14 protein-coding genes are annotated in these 15753 nt (G+C 48.5%); 10 read left to right on the top strand and 4 right to left on the bottom strand.

What is annotated here, in order from left to right:
* The first annotated feature begins 3 nt into the window (after positions 1-3).
* The 5 genes from xylB to ACMHKJ_RS14900 all read left to right on the top strand — a co-directional run bounded on the left by xylB (position 4) and on the right by ACMHKJ_RS14900 (position 6264).
* Entirely contained in the window at positions 4-1515 is a 1512-nt protein-coding gene (gene xylB / locus ACMHKJ_RS14880; RefSeq protein WP_413495080.1) for a xylulokinase, read from the top strand.
* Entirely contained in the window at positions 1512-3011 is a 1500-nt protein-coding gene (locus ACMHKJ_RS14885) for a sugar ABC transporter ATP-binding protein (RefSeq protein ID WP_413495081.1), read from the top strand. The genes xylB and ACMHKJ_RS14885 overlap by 4 nt, the downstream gene beginning before the upstream one ends.
* A 52-nt stretch (positions 3012-3063) precedes the next feature.
* Positions 3064-4104 (top strand): ABC transporter permease, encoded by a 1041-nt coding sequence (locus ACMHKJ_RS14890; protein WP_413495083.1) that lies wholly within the window; start codon positions 3064-3066, stop codon positions 4102-4104.
* 231 nt (positions 4105-4335) lie between these two features.
* On the top strand, positions 4336-5340 hold the full coding sequence (locus ACMHKJ_RS14895; RefSeq protein WP_067365111.1) for a substrate-binding domain-containing protein: 1005 nt from the start codon (positions 4336-4338) through the stop codon (positions 5338-5340).
* Positions 5341-5607: 267 nt separating this feature from the next.
* Positions 5608-6264: a DUF2786 domain-containing protein gene (locus tag ACMHKJ_RS14900; protein ID WP_413495085.1), complete on the top strand. Its 657-nt coding sequence runs from the start codon at positions 5608-5610 to the stop codon at positions 6262-6264.
* Between the two features lies 1 nt (position 6265).
* Here the strand turns inward: ACMHKJ_RS14900 and ACMHKJ_RS14905 are convergent, their stop codons facing one another.
* The gene (locus tag ACMHKJ_RS14905; RefSeq protein WP_413495086.1) at positions 6266-7189 is read right to left on the bottom strand and encodes a LysR family transcriptional regulator; all 924 of its coding nucleotides are present in this window, start codon (positions 7187-7189) and stop codon (positions 6266-6268) included.
* Positions 7190-7327: 138 nt separating this feature from the next.
* Between ACMHKJ_RS14905 and ACMHKJ_RS14910 the strand changes: the two genes are divergently transcribed.
* Entirely contained in the window at positions 7328-8977 is a 1650-nt protein-coding gene (locus tag ACMHKJ_RS14910) for an alpha-keto acid decarboxylase family protein (RefSeq protein WP_413495088.1), read from the top strand.
* Positions 8978-9036: 59 nt separating this feature from the next.
* Here ACMHKJ_RS14910 and ACMHKJ_RS14915 read toward each other — a convergent pair whose 3' ends face one another.
* The 3 genes from ACMHKJ_RS14915 to ACMHKJ_RS14925 form a co-directional block, all read right to left on the bottom strand.
* Positions 9037-9537 carry a hypothetical protein gene (locus tag ACMHKJ_RS14915; protein WP_413495090.1) on the bottom strand — a complete coding sequence of 167 codons (501 nt, stop codon included), beginning with the start codon at positions 9535-9537 and terminating at the stop codon, positions 9037-9039.
* Between the two features lie 22 nt (positions 9538-9559).
* Positions 9560-10957 (bottom strand): hypothetical protein, encoded by a 1398-nt coding sequence (locus tag ACMHKJ_RS14920; RefSeq protein ID WP_413495091.1) that lies wholly within the window; start codon positions 10955-10957, stop codon positions 9560-9562.
* Positions 10958-11260: 303 nt separating this feature from the next.
* A complete protein-coding gene (locus tag ACMHKJ_RS14925) occupies positions 11261-12070 on the bottom strand; it encodes a DeoR family transcriptional regulator (protein ID WP_067365129.1) in 810 nt (269 codons plus the stop codon).
* A 259-nt stretch (positions 12071-12329) separates the two neighbouring features.
* Between ACMHKJ_RS14925 and kbaZ the strand changes: the two genes are divergently transcribed.
* The 4 genes from kbaZ to agaE are packed head-to-tail and all read left to right on the top strand — an operon-like array spanning position 12330 to position 15748.
* Entirely contained in the window at positions 12330-13604 is a 1275-nt protein-coding gene (gene kbaZ / locus ACMHKJ_RS14930; RefSeq protein WP_413495093.1) for a tagatose-bisphosphate aldolase subunit KbaZ, read from the top strand.
* A gap of 12 nt (positions 13605-13616) precedes the next feature.
* On the top strand, positions 13617-14090 hold the full coding sequence (agaV, locus tag ACMHKJ_RS14935) for a PTS N-acetylgalactosamine transporter subunit IIB (protein ID WP_413495095.1): 474 nt from the start codon (positions 13617-13619) through the stop codon (positions 14088-14090).
* Positions 14091-14100: 10 nt separating this feature from the next.
* Entirely contained in the window at positions 14101-14880 is a 780-nt protein-coding gene (gene agaW, locus ACMHKJ_RS14940; RefSeq protein WP_413495097.1) for a PTS N-acetylgalactosamine transporter subunit IIC, read from the top strand.
* Positions 14870-15748 carry a PTS N-acetylgalactosamine transporter subunit IID gene (gene agaE / locus ACMHKJ_RS14945; RefSeq protein WP_413495099.1) on the top strand — a complete coding sequence of 293 codons (879 nt, stop codon included), beginning with the start codon at positions 14870-14872 and terminating at the stop codon, positions 15746-15748. Before agaW ends, agaE begins: the two co-directional genes overlap by 11 nt.
* Positions 15749-15753: the final 5 nt, after the last annotated feature.

A 15753-nucleotide genomic window follows, 5' to 3' on the forward strand; every position in this document is an offset into this window, starting at 1 on the left:
CACATGACGCTCTATGCCGGTATCGACTGCGGAACACAAAGTACCAAAGTCATTATTGTCGACAGCCAGACCGCACGTATTTTAGGTGAGGGCAGTGCGCCTCACCTGATTATCAGTGAGTCAGGCGGACTCCGTGAACAGGAAGCCTGCTGGTGGACTGATGCACTGGAAACGGCTTTTGCACAGGCAATCCGTAGTGCCGGTATTGACGGGCGTGAGATCCGCGCCCTGTCTGTTTCCGGTCAGCAGCACGGTTTTGTACCGGTCAGTCAAAATGGTGACGTGCTTGCCCCGGCTAAGTTATGGTGTGATACCTCTACAAATGCGGAAAACCAGTGGTTTATCGATGCGCTGGGCGGTGAAAAAGCAGCAATTGATCGCCTCGGGTTGCTGCCGCAGACCGGTTATACCGTTTCAAAAATCATCTGGTTTAAACAGCAGCATCCGCAACTCTGGCAGCAACTGCGCCATATGTTGTTACCGCACGATTATCTGAACTTCTGGCTCACCGGCAATGCCTGTGCAGAATTCGGCGATGCGTCCGGCACCGGGCTGCTGAATATCCGTACCCGTGAATGGGACAAAGAAGCTGCCGATCTTATCGATCCGGAAGGGATTTTATGGCAGGCGCTGCCGCCGTTAGTCCGCGCTGAACAGATGATCGGCACTGTTCGCCCTGAAATCGCTGAAAAACTGGGGATTTCGCCGCAAACTCGTGTGGCATCCGGTGGTGGCGATAATATGATGGCGGCAATCGGCACCGGTAATATCAAACCGGGGATCACCACCATGAGCCTCGGGACATCCGGCACCCTGTTTACCTTTGCTGAGAAACCGGTTGTGGCTGATTCCGCTATGATCGCGGGCTTCTGCTCCTCCAGCAATGGCTGGATGCCACTCATCTGTACGATGAATGTCACATCCGCCACCAGCACTATTCAGTCATTATTAGGACTGGATATTCAGTCCTTTAATGATGCATTGAACAGCAGTAAACCCGGCGCGGATGGTCTTATCATGCTGCCGTTCTTTAATGGCGAACGCGTACCTCAGTTACCCGATGCCCGCGCCAGCCTGCATAACATGGACGGTAGCAACCTGACACCGCAAAACCTGAGCCTGGCTGTGGTTGAAAGTGCCACATACGGGCTGCGTTTTGGTATTGACCTGTTCCGTCAGCAAGGCGTAACCACCCGCGAAATCCGCCTGACCGGCGGCGGTGCGCGCAGTGCAAAATGGCGTCAGATTGTCGCGGATATAATGGCAACGCCTGTGGTCTGTGTGACCAACCAGGAAGCCGCCGCATTGGGTGCCGCTGTTCAGGCCATCTGGAGCGATACCCTGACTACAGAGACAACACCGGAAATACAGTTAGCCGCGTTATGTGAGCGCTTTGTTCAACTGGATGAAAACACCCGCACGCAGCCGAACCCGGCAAATGTGCCTGTGTATGAGTCTCTGTATCAGAATTACCTCACTTTACTGACATCAGAATACCCGGAGGTCTCATTATGACGGCATCTGTGGCAAACAATGACGAGTTACTGCGGGTTGAGGGTGTGCGCAAGGCCTTTGGTCAGGTTGTGGCACTGAAAAATGCGCAGTTTTCGCTGAAAAAAGGCTCTGTTCACGCCCTGTGTGGCGGGAACGGTGCCGGGAAATCCACCTTTCTCAGCATTCTGATGGGGTTTATCCGTCCGGATGCCGGTGAGATTTATGTTAAAGGCAAACGCTGCGAATTTCATCAGCCGATTGAAGCGCTGCACGCCGGTATTGCTATCGTTCAGCAGGAATTGAGTTCAATTCCTGACCTGACGGTCGCGGAAAATATCTGGCTGGGACGCGAACCGCGCCGTTTTGGTTTTGTCGATTTCAAAAAGCTCAATCAGCAAACCACTGAATTACTGGCTGATTTGCATTTTGATATCTCCCCGACGGAGAAAATGCGCAACCTGAGTGTTGCCGAGCAGCAACTGGTGGAAATCGCCAAAGCGCTCTCTCATGCTGATGCTGACATCATCATTATGGATGAACCGACCTCCGCCATTGGCGAGGAAGATGCACGGAAGATTTTTGATGTCATAACCCGCCTGACGGAAAAAGGTAAAGGCATTATTTATGTCTCTCACCGCCTGTCCGAGATTTTTCAGATAGCTGATACCTTCACCATTTTTCGTGACGGTACCTTTATCACTGACGGACCGCTGGCAGATATCAATCGTGAGAAGCTGATCGAGCTGATTATCGGGCGTGAAATCAAAGATGAATTTGCCAAATTCAACGAACCGACAAATGAAACCATTATGGATATCGCCGGGCTTTCCCGTGATAACCATGTGCATGATATCAGTCTGAACCTGAAAAAAGGCGAAATCCTCGGGATTTATGGTCTGGTCGGATCCGGGCGCACTGAGTTTCTCGATCTGATTTTCGGGATCGAACATGCTGACAAAGGCACCATTCATATTAACGGGCGGCATCTGGATAAACATTCCCCGAAAGATGCGATCAATGCCGGTATCGCCTATGTCACAGAAGATCGCAAAGAAACCGGGCTGATGCTCGGGCGCTCCATTAATGAAAACATTAATATTGCATCCTTCCGGACCATCAGCAAGGGCGGCTTTATCAATGACAAGAAAGAACAGGCGCGGTCGAATGACATGATTGAGCTGTTCAATGTGAAAACGCCGGATGCCGGACAATTAGTCGGCAATCTCAGCGGCGGCAACCAGCAAAAAGTGGTTCTCGGGCGCTGGGCGCTGATTGAGCCGGAAGTGATGCTGCTCGATGAGCCGACACGCGGCGTGGATGTCGGCGCCAAAAAAGAAATTTACCGTTTTATGTCCGAGTTTGCATTACAGGGCAAAGGTATCGTGATGGTCTCTTCTGAGCTGTCCGAAATTATCGGAATGAGTGATCGCATTATTGTCTTTCGTGACGGGCGGATCGCCGGAGAGCTGACCGCAGCGAATGCCACTCAGACTGATTTAATGAAACTTGCGGTGTGATGATGCACAGCCGTTCACCCGCCATCGTATGCATGAATAAAGAGAAGTGACCATGAATACAACAAATACTGCGCCCTCACCAGGGATCTCATTTATTGCCCGTAACAAGAAAAATATGCACAAATACGGCATCATTCTGGCGTTCTTTGTTCTGTGCCTGATTGTTGCCGTTGTGGGTGAAATTCAGGTCGCCCGCGGCGACTGGAGCAATAACTACTTTCTGAGCCAGGATAATATGATGATTATCCTGCGCCAGATTTCGATTAACGGCATTCTCGCCATCGGTATGACCTTCGTTATTATCACTGCCGGTGTCGATTTGTCTGTCGGCTCTGTACTGGCACTGAGCGGCATTGTGGCGGCGCGGTTTGCCACCAGCAATACCGGACTGGCTATCGGTGATACCGCCAATGCGGTGATGATCCCGATGATTATCGCCCTGGGGATCGGGATTGTCTGTGGACTTCTCAACGGAACCATTCTGGCGAAATTTAATCTCCAGCCGTTTATCGTCACCATGGGGATGTTATCTGCCGCGCGCGGTCTGACGCTGCTGACAACGGACGGCAACCCGGTATCACAGCTTAACAGTGATTTCCGCTGGTTAGGAAACGGCTATATTTTCGATATCCCGGTGCCGGTGGTTATTCTGGCTGCTATTTTTATTCTTGCCTGGATTTTACTGAATAAAACCACATTCGGGCGTTATGTTTACGCCGTCGGCGGAAATCCGAAGAGTGCCAGAACCTCAGGTATCAGCGTAATTAAAATCAAAGTGCTGGTTTATACCCTGTGCGGTGCATTAGCCGGTATCGCCGGTCTTATCCTCACAGCCCGCACCGGTTCAGCACAGACAAGCGCCGGGAGTGCTTACGAGCTGGATGCCATTGCCGCCGTTGTTATCGGCGGAACCAGTATGGCAGGCGGCGTCGGGACATTAGTCGGCACCCTGTTCGGCGTATTAATTATTGGCGTAATGAATAACGGCCTTGACCTGCTCGGTGTTCAGTCCTATTACCAGCAGATTATCAAAGGCGCATTAATTGTTATCGCCGTGCTTTTAGATCCGTCACGCAAACAACGTCGTGACTGACAGCAGTACCCACGCGGATTTTTTCAGCCTGCCACATTCTGTCGGTGCGCTTCCTGTAAAACAGATTTACGCAAAATCATTCGTTTTGCAGGAAGGCGGCAAAGTGAGGACATCCCCGGTCACATACATCAGTATGTGACCGGGGTGGACGAACGCAGCCAACGCACCTGCGGAGCGAAGGATGAAGCGTAAATAAAGACTATAAAAACAGCTACCCTACAAGGAACAACCATGAACAAACTGACCAAGATCGCAGCACTGACCTCTGCTTTGCTGATGGGCGGCCAGGCATTTGCTGCACAGGATAACCCGGTAAAAATTTCGGTACTTATGTATGGAATGAAAGCTGAGTTTGTCCAGTTAATGGAAAAAGCCGCAAAAGAACATCCGGCTGTGAAAAGTGGTGATGCGGTTATTACTGTTTATGACGGTCGTTACGACCCGATGGTACAGAATAACCAGGCTGAAACCGCTATTCAGACCAAAACTGACGCTATCATTATCAACCCGATGGATTATGAAGCGAACATCGACGTCGTCACTATGGCGAATGAGGCAAAAATCCCTGTTATCGTCACCAACGCCCGTCTGAACACAGACAAAATGACGGCTGAAGTGGTTTCTGATGACGTCCTCGGCGGTTACATGGAAGCCAAAGCGGTTCTGGCAAAAATGAATTGTGAAGGTAATGTGGTTATTATCGAAGGGCCGAAAGGCGGCAGCGGTGAAATTCAGCGCGGCGAAGGTAATGACAAAGCCATTGCAGAATGTGGTCCGGGCAAAGTGAAAGTGTTAGAGCGTAAAACGGCTAACTGGTCACGCGCTGAAGCCATGCCGCTGATGGAAAACTGGTTACAGAAGCACCGTGGTAAAATCGGTGGTGTTATCGCGCAGAATGACGAAATGGCATTAGGTGCTATTGAAGCTATCAAATCTGCCGGTCTGAATGTCAGTGATTTCTCTATCGCAGGTGTGGACGGCGTGTCTGATGCTATCCGTTCCGTGCAGGAAGGCGAAATGGTTTCCATCCTTCAGGATGCAAACGCACAGATGCAGGGCTCTATCGACCTTGCAATGAAAGCCGTCAAAGGTGACAGCTATCAGCCGCAGTCCAAAATCTGGGCACAATACGCGGACAAACTGCAATGGAATGATGGTAAAGATAACCACTATGCTATTCCGTGGACAGAAGTAACGACAGAGAACGCAAAACAGTTACTGGATGCCCGTAAGTAAACGGATTACACCTCTTTTTCTGAACAAACCGCTGTTTTCCTGTGAAAATGGCGGTTTTCTTATTCTTTATCACATATTTCCTATGGCGGATAACTCTGCCGGGGTCACTGTTTATGCTATTTTCTGAACAGATAAAAAAACCGGTGTTTGACTGTAAACATTAACCACTGAATACACCTGTCCCCCCTCCGATAACTTCACATAGCGTAAATTCACAGTATTATGTAATTACTTAAATAACATAAGAACAACATCACATTTTATAACATGATGACTGATCGGGATAAAGCAATCGCAAAAGTACAGAAATTAATGTCTCTTGCGGAAAACGCTGGTAATGAGAATGAGGCAGCAAATGCCTTTGCGAAAGCACGGCTGTTTATGAAAAAGCATAGTCTCTCTTTATCCGATATTTATGCCGCTGAATCAGCACTTTCTCCATCCGTGCCACCTGAAAAATCACCGGTAAAACCCCCCTCTAAGCCCATGACCGCAGAAGGGCGCCACCGGGAAATGGGGCGGCAGAAACAGCAGGAAGAGCAGCGGCTCAGAGAATTACAGGCGCTGGTTGCACAGCAAAGACAACGGGAACTGCAACGACAGCGGGAACAACAGGCGCTCCGCGAACTGGAAAAAAGACAGGCGATAAAAAAACAGCAACAACAAACACCGCTGGAGCGGGAAAACCAACCGGAGCCGGTAAGGACTGAGCCGCAAATATTACCGCAGCAGACATTACCGCAACAGCCGCCGATCCCACCGGAGTTCCCTCATTTCAGCCGGGACAAAACACCATCAGAAAGTAATGTGCGCCAACTCATCATCAGCAAAGTAAAAAATGTGCTGGCAATGCGTAATATTCCGCTGTTATTAATCGCGGCAGTAATGATTTTTTTTGTTATTTATATCGTCTATCTTCAGTAAACTATTCAGTAACGTCTTCCGTAAGTTCCGCATTATTCCCCTGTTCTATTCCCAGTTTTTCTCTTGCCAGCGCATTCCAGGCACGGCAACTGCGGCTCTGATACCCTTTCACATTAGCGAGCGCCAAATCATAAGAGAGCACCGGAGAGGTCACCGGGATAATCGCCAGTCCGTCAACCCGCCTGTCGTGCCACATGCTGTCAGGCAGTAATGTAATTCCCACCCCCGCACGCACCATCGCAATAATCAAATCCAGGTGATTACTCCGGCCAGCCACTATTGGTTTGCTGTGATAAATTCCGCAGGCGCTGCGGATAAGATCGTTAATCCGGAAATCTTCCGAGAAAAAAACAAATTTCTGATCCAGTAATTCCGTAAACAGAACCCGCTCTTTTGTCGCCAGCGGATGCTGCTCATTGACCAGCAACATCAGCTGATTAGTGGTAAACCGCTGTAAATCAAACAGATTATTATCAAACGGTAACATTACAGCGGCAGTTTCAACACTGCCTTCCGTCATCGCATCCAGCATCTGTTTGGTGCCCAGTTCAAAGATTTTCAGCTCAACCTGCGGATGCCGGGAACTGAATGCCATAATAATATCGGCGAAATAGGTTGATGCGATAACCGGTGGTAATCCGACATTTAATGTCCCGGTCAGCGGACCTGATTTATCCTGTAATGCTTTGTTCATACAATGAAACTGCGCCAGAATTTTGGTAGCGTGATCAAATAAAATCGCCCCTTCATCTGTCAGTTTTACACCATCCGTTTCACGGGTCAGCAGTGTAAAACCGAGTTCATCTTCCAGCTTCAGAATACTGCGGCTGATAGCAGGTTGCGTCACACATAATGACTGTGCAGCCCGGCTGAAACCATTGAGTTGTACAACCTCGGCAAAATACCGCAGTGCCCGGATATCCATCCTTCACCCCTATTACATTTGGTTATAACCGCAATGAGTATAAACCATTTCCAATCATTCCGAATAATCGCTAAAAATCATTCATACTGTTAATGATTTGACGCTGATAAATCAGCACCCTATTTACCGGAGAAGAAAATGATAAAAACAGTGATTGAGCATGTGCTGGGGCGTTTGCAAGATCTCGGTATCCACCATGTATTTGGTGTCGCCGGTGACTATGCATTCCCGGTTGAAGATGCCGTTTGCGAAAGCAATACCATGAAATGGATAGGAAATTGTAATGAACTCAACGCCGCCTACGCCGCCGATGGCTATGCGCGCATCAACGGAATGGCGGCGCTTTCAACCACCTTCGGCGTCGGGGAATTAAGCGCCATAAACGGTATTGCCGGCGCTTATGCCGAAAACCTGCCGGTTTTTCATCTGGTTGGTATGCCGGCAAGTGGTGTGCAAAAAAGCGGGCGCCTGGTTCACCATACATTAGGTGACGGGAATTTCAGCCTGTTTTATGAACTGGGGCAGCGACTGTCCTGCGCCCACACGATAATGACACCGGACAATTGTGTACAGGAAACAGAACGGCTGATCACCAGCGCCCTGCGTGAGCGCCGCCCTGTCTATATCGGCTTTCCGTCTGATTACGCCGTATTACCGGTTAAGATACCTGAAAATGTCTCTCCGCAGGCGCTGCCGGTCAGTAACAGCGACTCCCTGTCTGCAGCTGTTGCCGCCATCAGCGCTAAGCTGGCGGCAGGCAAAAGTACCTGTATTTTACCCGGCATGTTATCTGCCCGATCCGGGTTAATTGAAGATGTGCGCGCACTCATCAGTAAAACAGGTCTGCCATACGCCACCATGTTTATGGATAAAGCAATTATCAGCGAATCCAATCCGCATTACACCGGCATGTATGACGGGAAACTGATGAATCCGCAGGTCAGGGAATTTGTCGAAAATTGTGAATGTATCCTGAGTGTCGGTGCCGTTATGACTGATTTCAATACCGGCAGTTTTACCGCAGAGATTGCACCACAGAAACTGATCAGCATTTTCGCGGATAACGTCAGTGTCGGTGCAGCCGTTTTCCATGATGTGTATATGCGGGATATTCTCCCGGCGTTAATCGCCGCGTTACCCCACACTGATTGCCCTGTTCCGCCGGCAACCGGGCTTGGTTTGCCGGAATCTGACGCAACAGGCGAAATAATACCGCAATATCTTTATCCGCGTTTTGAGCAAATGTTCAGAGAAAACGATATTATTATTGCTGAAACCGGGACAGTTTCAATGGGGCTGGGCTTTACTCTGCTGCCGGAAGGGGCACAGTTCCATAACCAAACGTTATGGGGATCAATCGGCTGGGCAACACCGGCCGCATTCGGGGCTGCGGTTGCCGCACCGGACAAACGAATTATCCTGATAACCGGGGAAGGCGCTCATCAGCTGACCGCACAAGAGATAAGTCAGTTTGACCGCGCCGGACTGAAACCGCTCATTTTCGTGCTGAATAATGATGGTTATCTGATTGAACGACTGCTGTGCAAAGACCCGGAGGCTGTTTATAACGATTTACCGCAATGGCGTTATGCACAATTGCCGGAAGCACTGGGGTGTGATGACTGGTATTGCCGCCGCGTCACCACCTGCACTGAACTGGATAAAGCGATTAAAGAAGCAGAGTCCGGTAACCGTGCCGCTTATATTGAAATCATAACAGACCGGTATGCCGCCTCTGAACTGGCTGAAAAACTGGGAGAATCAGCGGCATCCCTGTATTCGTTTTAACGAAACCTGACCGCAGCCACAAATAAAGAACGCCACATCTGCATGTGGCGTTCTTTATTTCAAAATCCGTTCTTTTTACACAGTGCCTTGTTTGCATGCAGTGTAAATAAAATATGCTGCGGATAGTCATCATAATACTGATGGATCTCAGCCAGCCCTTTTTCCTGAACCAGCTGCACTGTTTTCAGTGAACATGTCCGGTAAATCAGATCTTTTTGCATATTTATCTGATCCTTTTTCTGTGAGGATGCGGATTTTTTCAGCCATGCAGGTGACAGCGAATAGTGATAAATAACATTGTTATCTTTCGCCTCAATATTTTCGATATAAAGGGAATCATCTATTTTCATGCGCGACTGCCCGTTCATTTTAGCTCTGTCTTCCTGCGCACCTGTCACTGCCAGTTCATTCACACTCATAGTGCTTATTTTTTGTTTATAGCCCGCAATATACTCAGGGGATTGATAATAATGATCTGCATACGCTGTTTTAAGCTCCGCATCACTCATTACACATCCGGTAAGAATTAAAGCAGGTAAAATAATGAATAGTTTTTTCATTGTTAACTCCATATCAGATAGATTACCTGGTATCCGATTCCGGATAGTTCTTATACAAAATAGCCGTAATAACCAGGTTATCATCGAAACAAAACCAGAGCTGACGGTCAAACCAGGTGTAATAATAACAGGCACTGCCGGCTACCATATTATTGTATTCCCCGTAAGCGGCAATCATCTCGTTATAGGTATCACCGACAGTGACGCCCCGGTACGTCTTATAACGGTCATCTTTAAACGATATTTCAGATATATATGCATCCTGTCTGCCGGTGCGTTTCTCCACAATCGTATTAGTCCGGGAAATTGTGACATTAAACCCGGCGATATCAGAAATCCATGATTCAACACCGTGAGAAAAATCATGAAATACAGGTTTTGATACACCTTCCCGCTGCGTTTCAAGCCAGTGGGTCACCGTATTATCTGTTACTGGTTTGCCTAAAAAATCAATCTGACCATTACCTGACTTCAGAATAAAATCCCGGTAATCTACTTTATCAGCAATATTATCAGCAACCTTTAATGCTGAGTTTTTTATCCAACCCTCAACCACTTTATTTTTGCTGTTAATGTAATTAATGTAAGCATAATCGCCGTGTTGCCGATACTGTAATACACGGTCTCCACGGATAATAAATAACTCTGTTTTACACTTCTCATCAGGTTGCAAATAAAGCCATACCCTGGCCTGTGATATCACTTCTCTTTGTACCGGAATAATAAAGGGCACTGCTGACCAGTTATCACTGTTTATTGTACAGTTCACCATTCCCGGTGCATTCAGGAGATACGTAATCCGTTTTATTTTTTTATCTTTACTGACCTCAAAAATAAGACTCATATCAATACTATGATAAATAAGTGATTCTGTACTCTCATCAGCCGAATAATCATCATGAAGTCCATAACGTTCAAAAAGCAGACTGAGAGGATCACCCACGCCAATACCGCGATGTGTTTTATATTTATCAGAAGACAATGTTATCTGATTGATAACATCCTCATCAGTATTATCATTGATAATATAGGTCGCATAAACAGAAAGGGAATCCTCAGGAAATGAAACACCGACGGTTCTGCCGGCCCTGCCATAGCCAATAAAGACTAACTCAGGCTCCCGGTGGTAGTTTCTGAGAATATCACGACTGACTTCACTTAATGGTTCTCCGGGGCGCAGAGCCATCTCATTGACAGTCAGCCGGTAATCATCAGTGGTCAGCGGATTATTTTTTTTGTTATCGTGAGAACGGTTAACATGATCAACTTCCTCAGCAAGAGGAACAATTCTCAGATTCGTCTGCGTCAGCTGAGATAATTCCAGCCAGCCGTCTGTTATTTCACCTTCGCCATTAACATAGCCCGAAAATAAGTAATCACCATTAACCCGGTAACCAATAACAGAATCATTTTTTACCAAAAAGCTGATTTTACTTTTACATCTGCTGTCCGGGGCGGAATGAAAGTACAGCCGCCCCTCAGACATAACTTTGTAAATCACTCTTTCACTGTATATTCCCTCGTTTTCCGCACGTCGGGAAATATCTGAGCAAGTCTCAGCCGCGAAAGTAATGAACGGATAAAAAAATAGCAGTGCCATTAATAATATTTTCACAGCCCGCTCTTATGTTCTGCTTAATCATATTATCCTTATAACCGATTATCCTTTTTCTTTCTGCAATATTCAGTGTTGTTTTACCTCTTTTTGTGACAATCCTCTTTTTCAGCCTTTCACCAGTATCACTTCCACGCCAATACGGCGCAGACCGGTCAAACTTGCTTCCGGAATACCGTCATCGGTAATAATGGTATCAATACGCTGAGTATCAATAATTTTATGCAGACTCGAGCTGTTAAATTTACTTGAGTCAGTGACAACCACAATCTGCCCGGCGACTTCACACATCCGCCGGTTTAAACGCGCCTCATCTTCATTATGCGTGCTGATACCGCGTTCCAGGTCAATCGCATCCACGCCGAGAAACAGCATATCAAAGTGATAATTATGCAAAGATTGCTCAGCCTGATCGCCGTAAAATGACAGGGACTGACGGCGCAGTTGCCCGCCAGTCATCATCAGTTCCACCCCGGGCGCTTCCAGCAGGGCATTCGCCACATTCATACCATTGGTCATCACAATCATATCCTGATGATGACGCAACTGACGTGCAATCTCATACGTTGTCGTGCCGGAGTCCAGGATAACCCGCAGACCCGGCGTTATCCGCTCCGCCGCAATGGCTGCAATATTGCGTTTGATTGTCGTGTGCCGGGTACTTTTATCTTCCAGTGAGGGTTCATTAACCAGTGCAACGCCTTCACAGATAAGCGCACCGCCATAGGCACGGATAGCAATTCCCTGTTTTTCCAGAAAAGCCAGATCATTGCGGATGGTTACCGTAGAAACGCGAAATTGCTGTGATAATTCATTAACCTGGACGCTGCCGTTAGAACGCAGTAACTGGATGATGTGTTCGCGTCGCCCGCTCGTTCCCATAATCCGGTTATCCGTACCGGTATCCGGACTATTCATTACCTTATCCTTACTATTCATTCAAAAAATCTTTCATTTCATTTCGTTTCATCTATTAACGCTTTTCTTTATGCAGAATGCAAGCCCGGAAAAATGCGTAACTACACTTAGTCAAAGAAGCCTTACTTTCATTATATTTCTTTTGTGATGCGGATCAGGATTTTAAAACCTTTCGTTTTGTTTTCTTTTTCCTTTATAGCAGTATGCATTACAAGACTTGAAACAAAAACAAACCACGCAAGACTGTAAGGAGAGGAAAGTGAAACTTTTAACTGATATTGTTGCACGCCACAAACGGGGAGATAAAACGGGCATTTATGCTGTCTGCTCCGCACATCCGTATGTTCTGAAAGCCGCGATAGGCTTCGCCCGTGAGCAACAGACTCCGTTACTGGTTGAAGCAACATCCAATCAGGTGGATCAATTCGGCGGCTATACCGGAATGACACCGGCTGATTTCCGCGATTTTCTGTGGCAACTGGCGGATGACAACCACTTTCCCCGGGAAAATCTTATCCTCGGCGGCGATCATCTCGGACCAAACCGCTGGCAGAATGAACCGGCTGACGAGGCGATGGTAAAAGCGGACGAATTGATCCGTTCTTATGTCACTGCCGGATTTAAGAAAATTCACCTCGATTGCAGTATGTCCTGTGCCGGTGACCCCGTTCCGCTGACAGATGAAATTGTGGCACAACGGGCTGCACGCCTGGCGGCTATCGCTGAAGAAACCTGTCAGCAATGTTTCGGAACACGTGATCTGGTTTATGTTATCGGTACTGAAGTCCCTGTGCCGGGTGGCGCTCATGAAGAACTTGCTGAACTGACGGTCACAACAGCAAAAGCGGCTGAAGCAACATTACTTGCTCATCAGCGGGCTTTTTCACAACAAAATCTGACCGACATCTGGCCGCGGATCATCGGACTGGTGGTGCAACCGGGGGTAGAGTTTGATCACGTAAATGTGATTGATTATCAACCTGAGAAAGCACGCGCACTGAGTAATATGGTCACACATCACGACCATCTGGTGTTTGAAGCGCATTCAACAGATTATCAGATGCCACATGCGCTCAGTCAGCTGGTTGATGATCACTTCGCGATCCTTAAAGTTGGTCCGGGGCTTACCTTTGCTCTGCGTGAAGCTCTTTATGCACTGGCAGCCATTGAAGATGAGCTGATAGCACCTGCGGGGCGTTCCTCACTGCGTCAGGTGACAGAGGATATCATGCTGAAAAAACCGGGCTACTGGCAGAGCTATTACACCGGTGATGAGCAGATACAGTACATTGCACGCAGCTACAGTTATTCAGACCGCATCCGCTATTACTGGCCGGATAAAGCGATCAGTGCGGCGGTTGACTGCCTGCTGAAAAATCTGACTAAAACACCGATTCCGCTGCCGTTGATCAGCCAGTATCTGCCGCTTCAATACCCGCAAGTCCGCGCCGGACATATTACGGCTGCGCCGGAAGATTTAATCATTGCGCACATTCAGACAGTGCTGCGCCACTATCACAATGCCTGCCGGTAAGGAGCGAGTACCATGCCAAATATTGTGTTAAGTCGTATTGATGAACGATTAATCCACGGGCAAGTGGGTGTTCAGTGGGTTGGTTTTGCCGGTGCCAATCTGGTACTGGTTGCAAATGATGAGGTTGCTGCCGATCCGTTGCAGCAGAATCTGATGGAAATGGTATTAACGGAAGGTATTGCGGTGCGTTTCTGGCCGCTGCAAAAAGTAATAGACAATATTCATAAAGCCGCAGACCGGCAAAAAATTCTGCTGGTCTGCAAAACTCCGGCTGATTTTCTGACCTTGGTGAAAGGCGGCGTTCCTGTGGAACGCATTAACGTCGGCAACATTCACTATGCGGAAGGTAAACGTCAGATAGCCAAAACAGTGTCTGTGGATGAAGCGGATCTCGCTGCATTCAAAGGACTCAACGAAGCCGGTGTCGCCTGTTTCATTCAGGGAGTACCGACAGAACCGGCGCAGGATCTGTTTAAACTGCTCTGAGGATACATATATGGAAATCAGTCTGTTACAAGCTGTCGCCCTCGGGCTGGTAGCTTTCATCGCCGGATTGGATCTGTTTAACGGGCTCACGCATATTCACCGCCCGGTTGTACTGGGGCCGATTGTCGGGCTGATACTCGGTGATCTCAATACCGGGATACTGACCGGTGGTACCCTGGAACTGGTCTGGATGGGACTTGCCCCGCTCGCGGGCGCTCAACCGCCGAATGTAATAATCGGCACTATCGTGGGCACCGCTTTCGCTATTTCCACCGGAGTGAAGCCGGAAGTCGCCGTCGGCGTTGCAGTACCATTTGCTGTGGCGGTACAGATGGGGATCACGTTCCTGTTCTCTGTGATGTCCGGCGTCATGTCCCGCTGTGACAAAATGGCTGCCAATGCCGATACGCGGGGTATAGAGCGCATCAACTATCTGGCGCTGCTTGCCCTTGGTATTTTCTATTTTCTCTGTGCGTTTCTACCTATCTGGTTCGGCGCAGATCACGCAAAAAACCTGATTGATGTTCTGCCGACCCGGTTAATCGACGGGCTGGGTGTCGCGGGCGGTATCATGCCGGCTATCGGTTTTGCCGTTCTGCTGAAAATCATGATGAAAAATACCTACATTCCTTACTTTATCCTGGGATTTGTCGGTGCCGCCTGGCTTCAGTTGCCGGTACTGGCAATCGCTGCCGCCGCATTGGCAATGGCTATGATCGATTTTGTCCGCAAACCGGCGACAACCGAACCGGCACATCCGTCACAAGAGGAATTTGAAGATGGCATCTGAAAAGACTCATTCATCTGCGCCCGGTCAGGCAGAAACCTTGCTGCCCGCGGACTGTAATCAGAACGTTTATGAGGATCAGACAACCGGCGCTGACCTGACACGCAAAGATATTAACCGGATAGCCTGGCGCTCCATGCTATTACAAGCCTCATTTAACTACGAGCGTATGCAGGCTGCGGGCTGGCTTTACGGTCTTCTGCCCGGACTGAAAAAAATCCATACCAATCCGCGTGATCTTGCCCGCGCCATGAAAGGCCATATGGGCTTTTTCAATACCCACCCGTTCCTGGTGACCTTTGTTATCGGCATCATTCTGGCAATGGAGCGCTCCAAACAGGATGTAAACAGTATCCAGAGCACTAAAATTGCTGTCGGTGCACCACTGGGCGGAATCGGGGATGCCATGTTCTGGCTGACACTCCTGCCTATCTGCGGTGGGATCGGCGCAAGCCTCGCATTACAGGGCTCGATTCTCGGCGCCGTGGTTTTTCTGGTGATGTTTAACGTCGTTCACTTAGGGCTGCGTTTCGGACTGGCACATTATGCTTACCGCATGGGTGTCGCGGCTATCCCGCTGATTAAAGCCAATACCAAAAAAGTGGGTCATGCCGCCTCGATTGTCGGTATGACGGTCATTGGTGCGTTGGTTGCAACCTATGTGAAATTATCGACCACACTGGAAATCACCGCCGGTGATGCAGTCGTCAAATTACAAAGTGATGTTATCGATAAACTGATGCCGGCCTTTCTGCCGCTGGTCTATACCCTGACAATGTTCTGGCTGGTTCGCCGGGGCTGGAGCCCGTTACGTCTGATTTTGCTGACCGTGGTGTTAGGAATTGCCGGGAAATTTGCACACTTCCTGTAAACAGA

Source organism: Morganella psychrotolerans, from assembly GCF_965118875.1.
Lineage (GTDB): Bacteria > Pseudomonadota > Gammaproteobacteria > Enterobacterales > Enterobacteriaceae > Morganella > Morganella psychrotolerans_C.

Bases quoted from the DNA above. Each gene is read 5' to 3' on its own strand.
- xylB (WP_413495080.1), top strand. From the start codon at position 4: ATGACGCTCTATGCCGGTATCGACTGCGGAACACAAAGTACCAAAGTC.
- ACMHKJ_RS14885 (WP_413495081.1), top strand. From the start codon at position 1,512: ATGACGGCATCTGTGGCAAACAATGACGAGTTACTGCGGGTTGAGGGT.
- ACMHKJ_RS14890 (WP_413495083.1), top strand. From the start codon at position 3,064: ATGAATACAACAAATACTGCGCCCTCACCAGGGATCTCATTTATTGCC.
- ACMHKJ_RS14895 (WP_067365111.1), top strand. From the start codon at position 4,336: ATGAACAAACTGACCAAGATCGCAGCACTGACCTCTGCTTTGCTGATG.
- ACMHKJ_RS14900 (WP_413495085.1), top strand. From the start codon at position 5,608: ATGATGACTGATCGGGATAAAGCAATCGCAAAAGTACAGAAATTAATG.
- ACMHKJ_RS14905 (WP_413495086.1), bottom strand. From the start codon at position 7,189: ATGGATATCCGGGCACTGCGGTATTTTGCCGAGGTTGTACAACTCAAT.
- ACMHKJ_RS14910 (WP_413495088.1), top strand. From the start codon at position 7,328: ATGATAAAAACAGTGATTGAGCATGTGCTGGGGCGTTTGCAAGATCTC.
- ACMHKJ_RS14915 (WP_413495090.1), bottom strand. From the start codon at position 9,537: ATGAAAAAACTATTCATTATTTTACCTGCTTTAATTCTTACCGGATGT.
- ACMHKJ_RS14925 (WP_067365129.1), bottom strand. From the start codon at position 12,070: ATGAATAGTCCGGATACCGGTACGGATAACCGGATTATGGGAACGAGC.
- agaV (WP_413495095.1), top strand. From the start codon at position 13,617: ATGCCAAATATTGTGTTAAGTCGTATTGATGAACGATTAATCCACGGG.
- agaW (WP_413495097.1), top strand. From the start codon at position 14,101: ATGGAAATCAGTCTGTTACAAGCTGTCGCCCTCGGGCTGGTAGCTTTC.
- agaE (WP_413495099.1), top strand. From the start codon at position 14,870: ATGGCATCTGAAAAGACTCATTCATCTGCGCCCGGTCAGGCAGAAACC.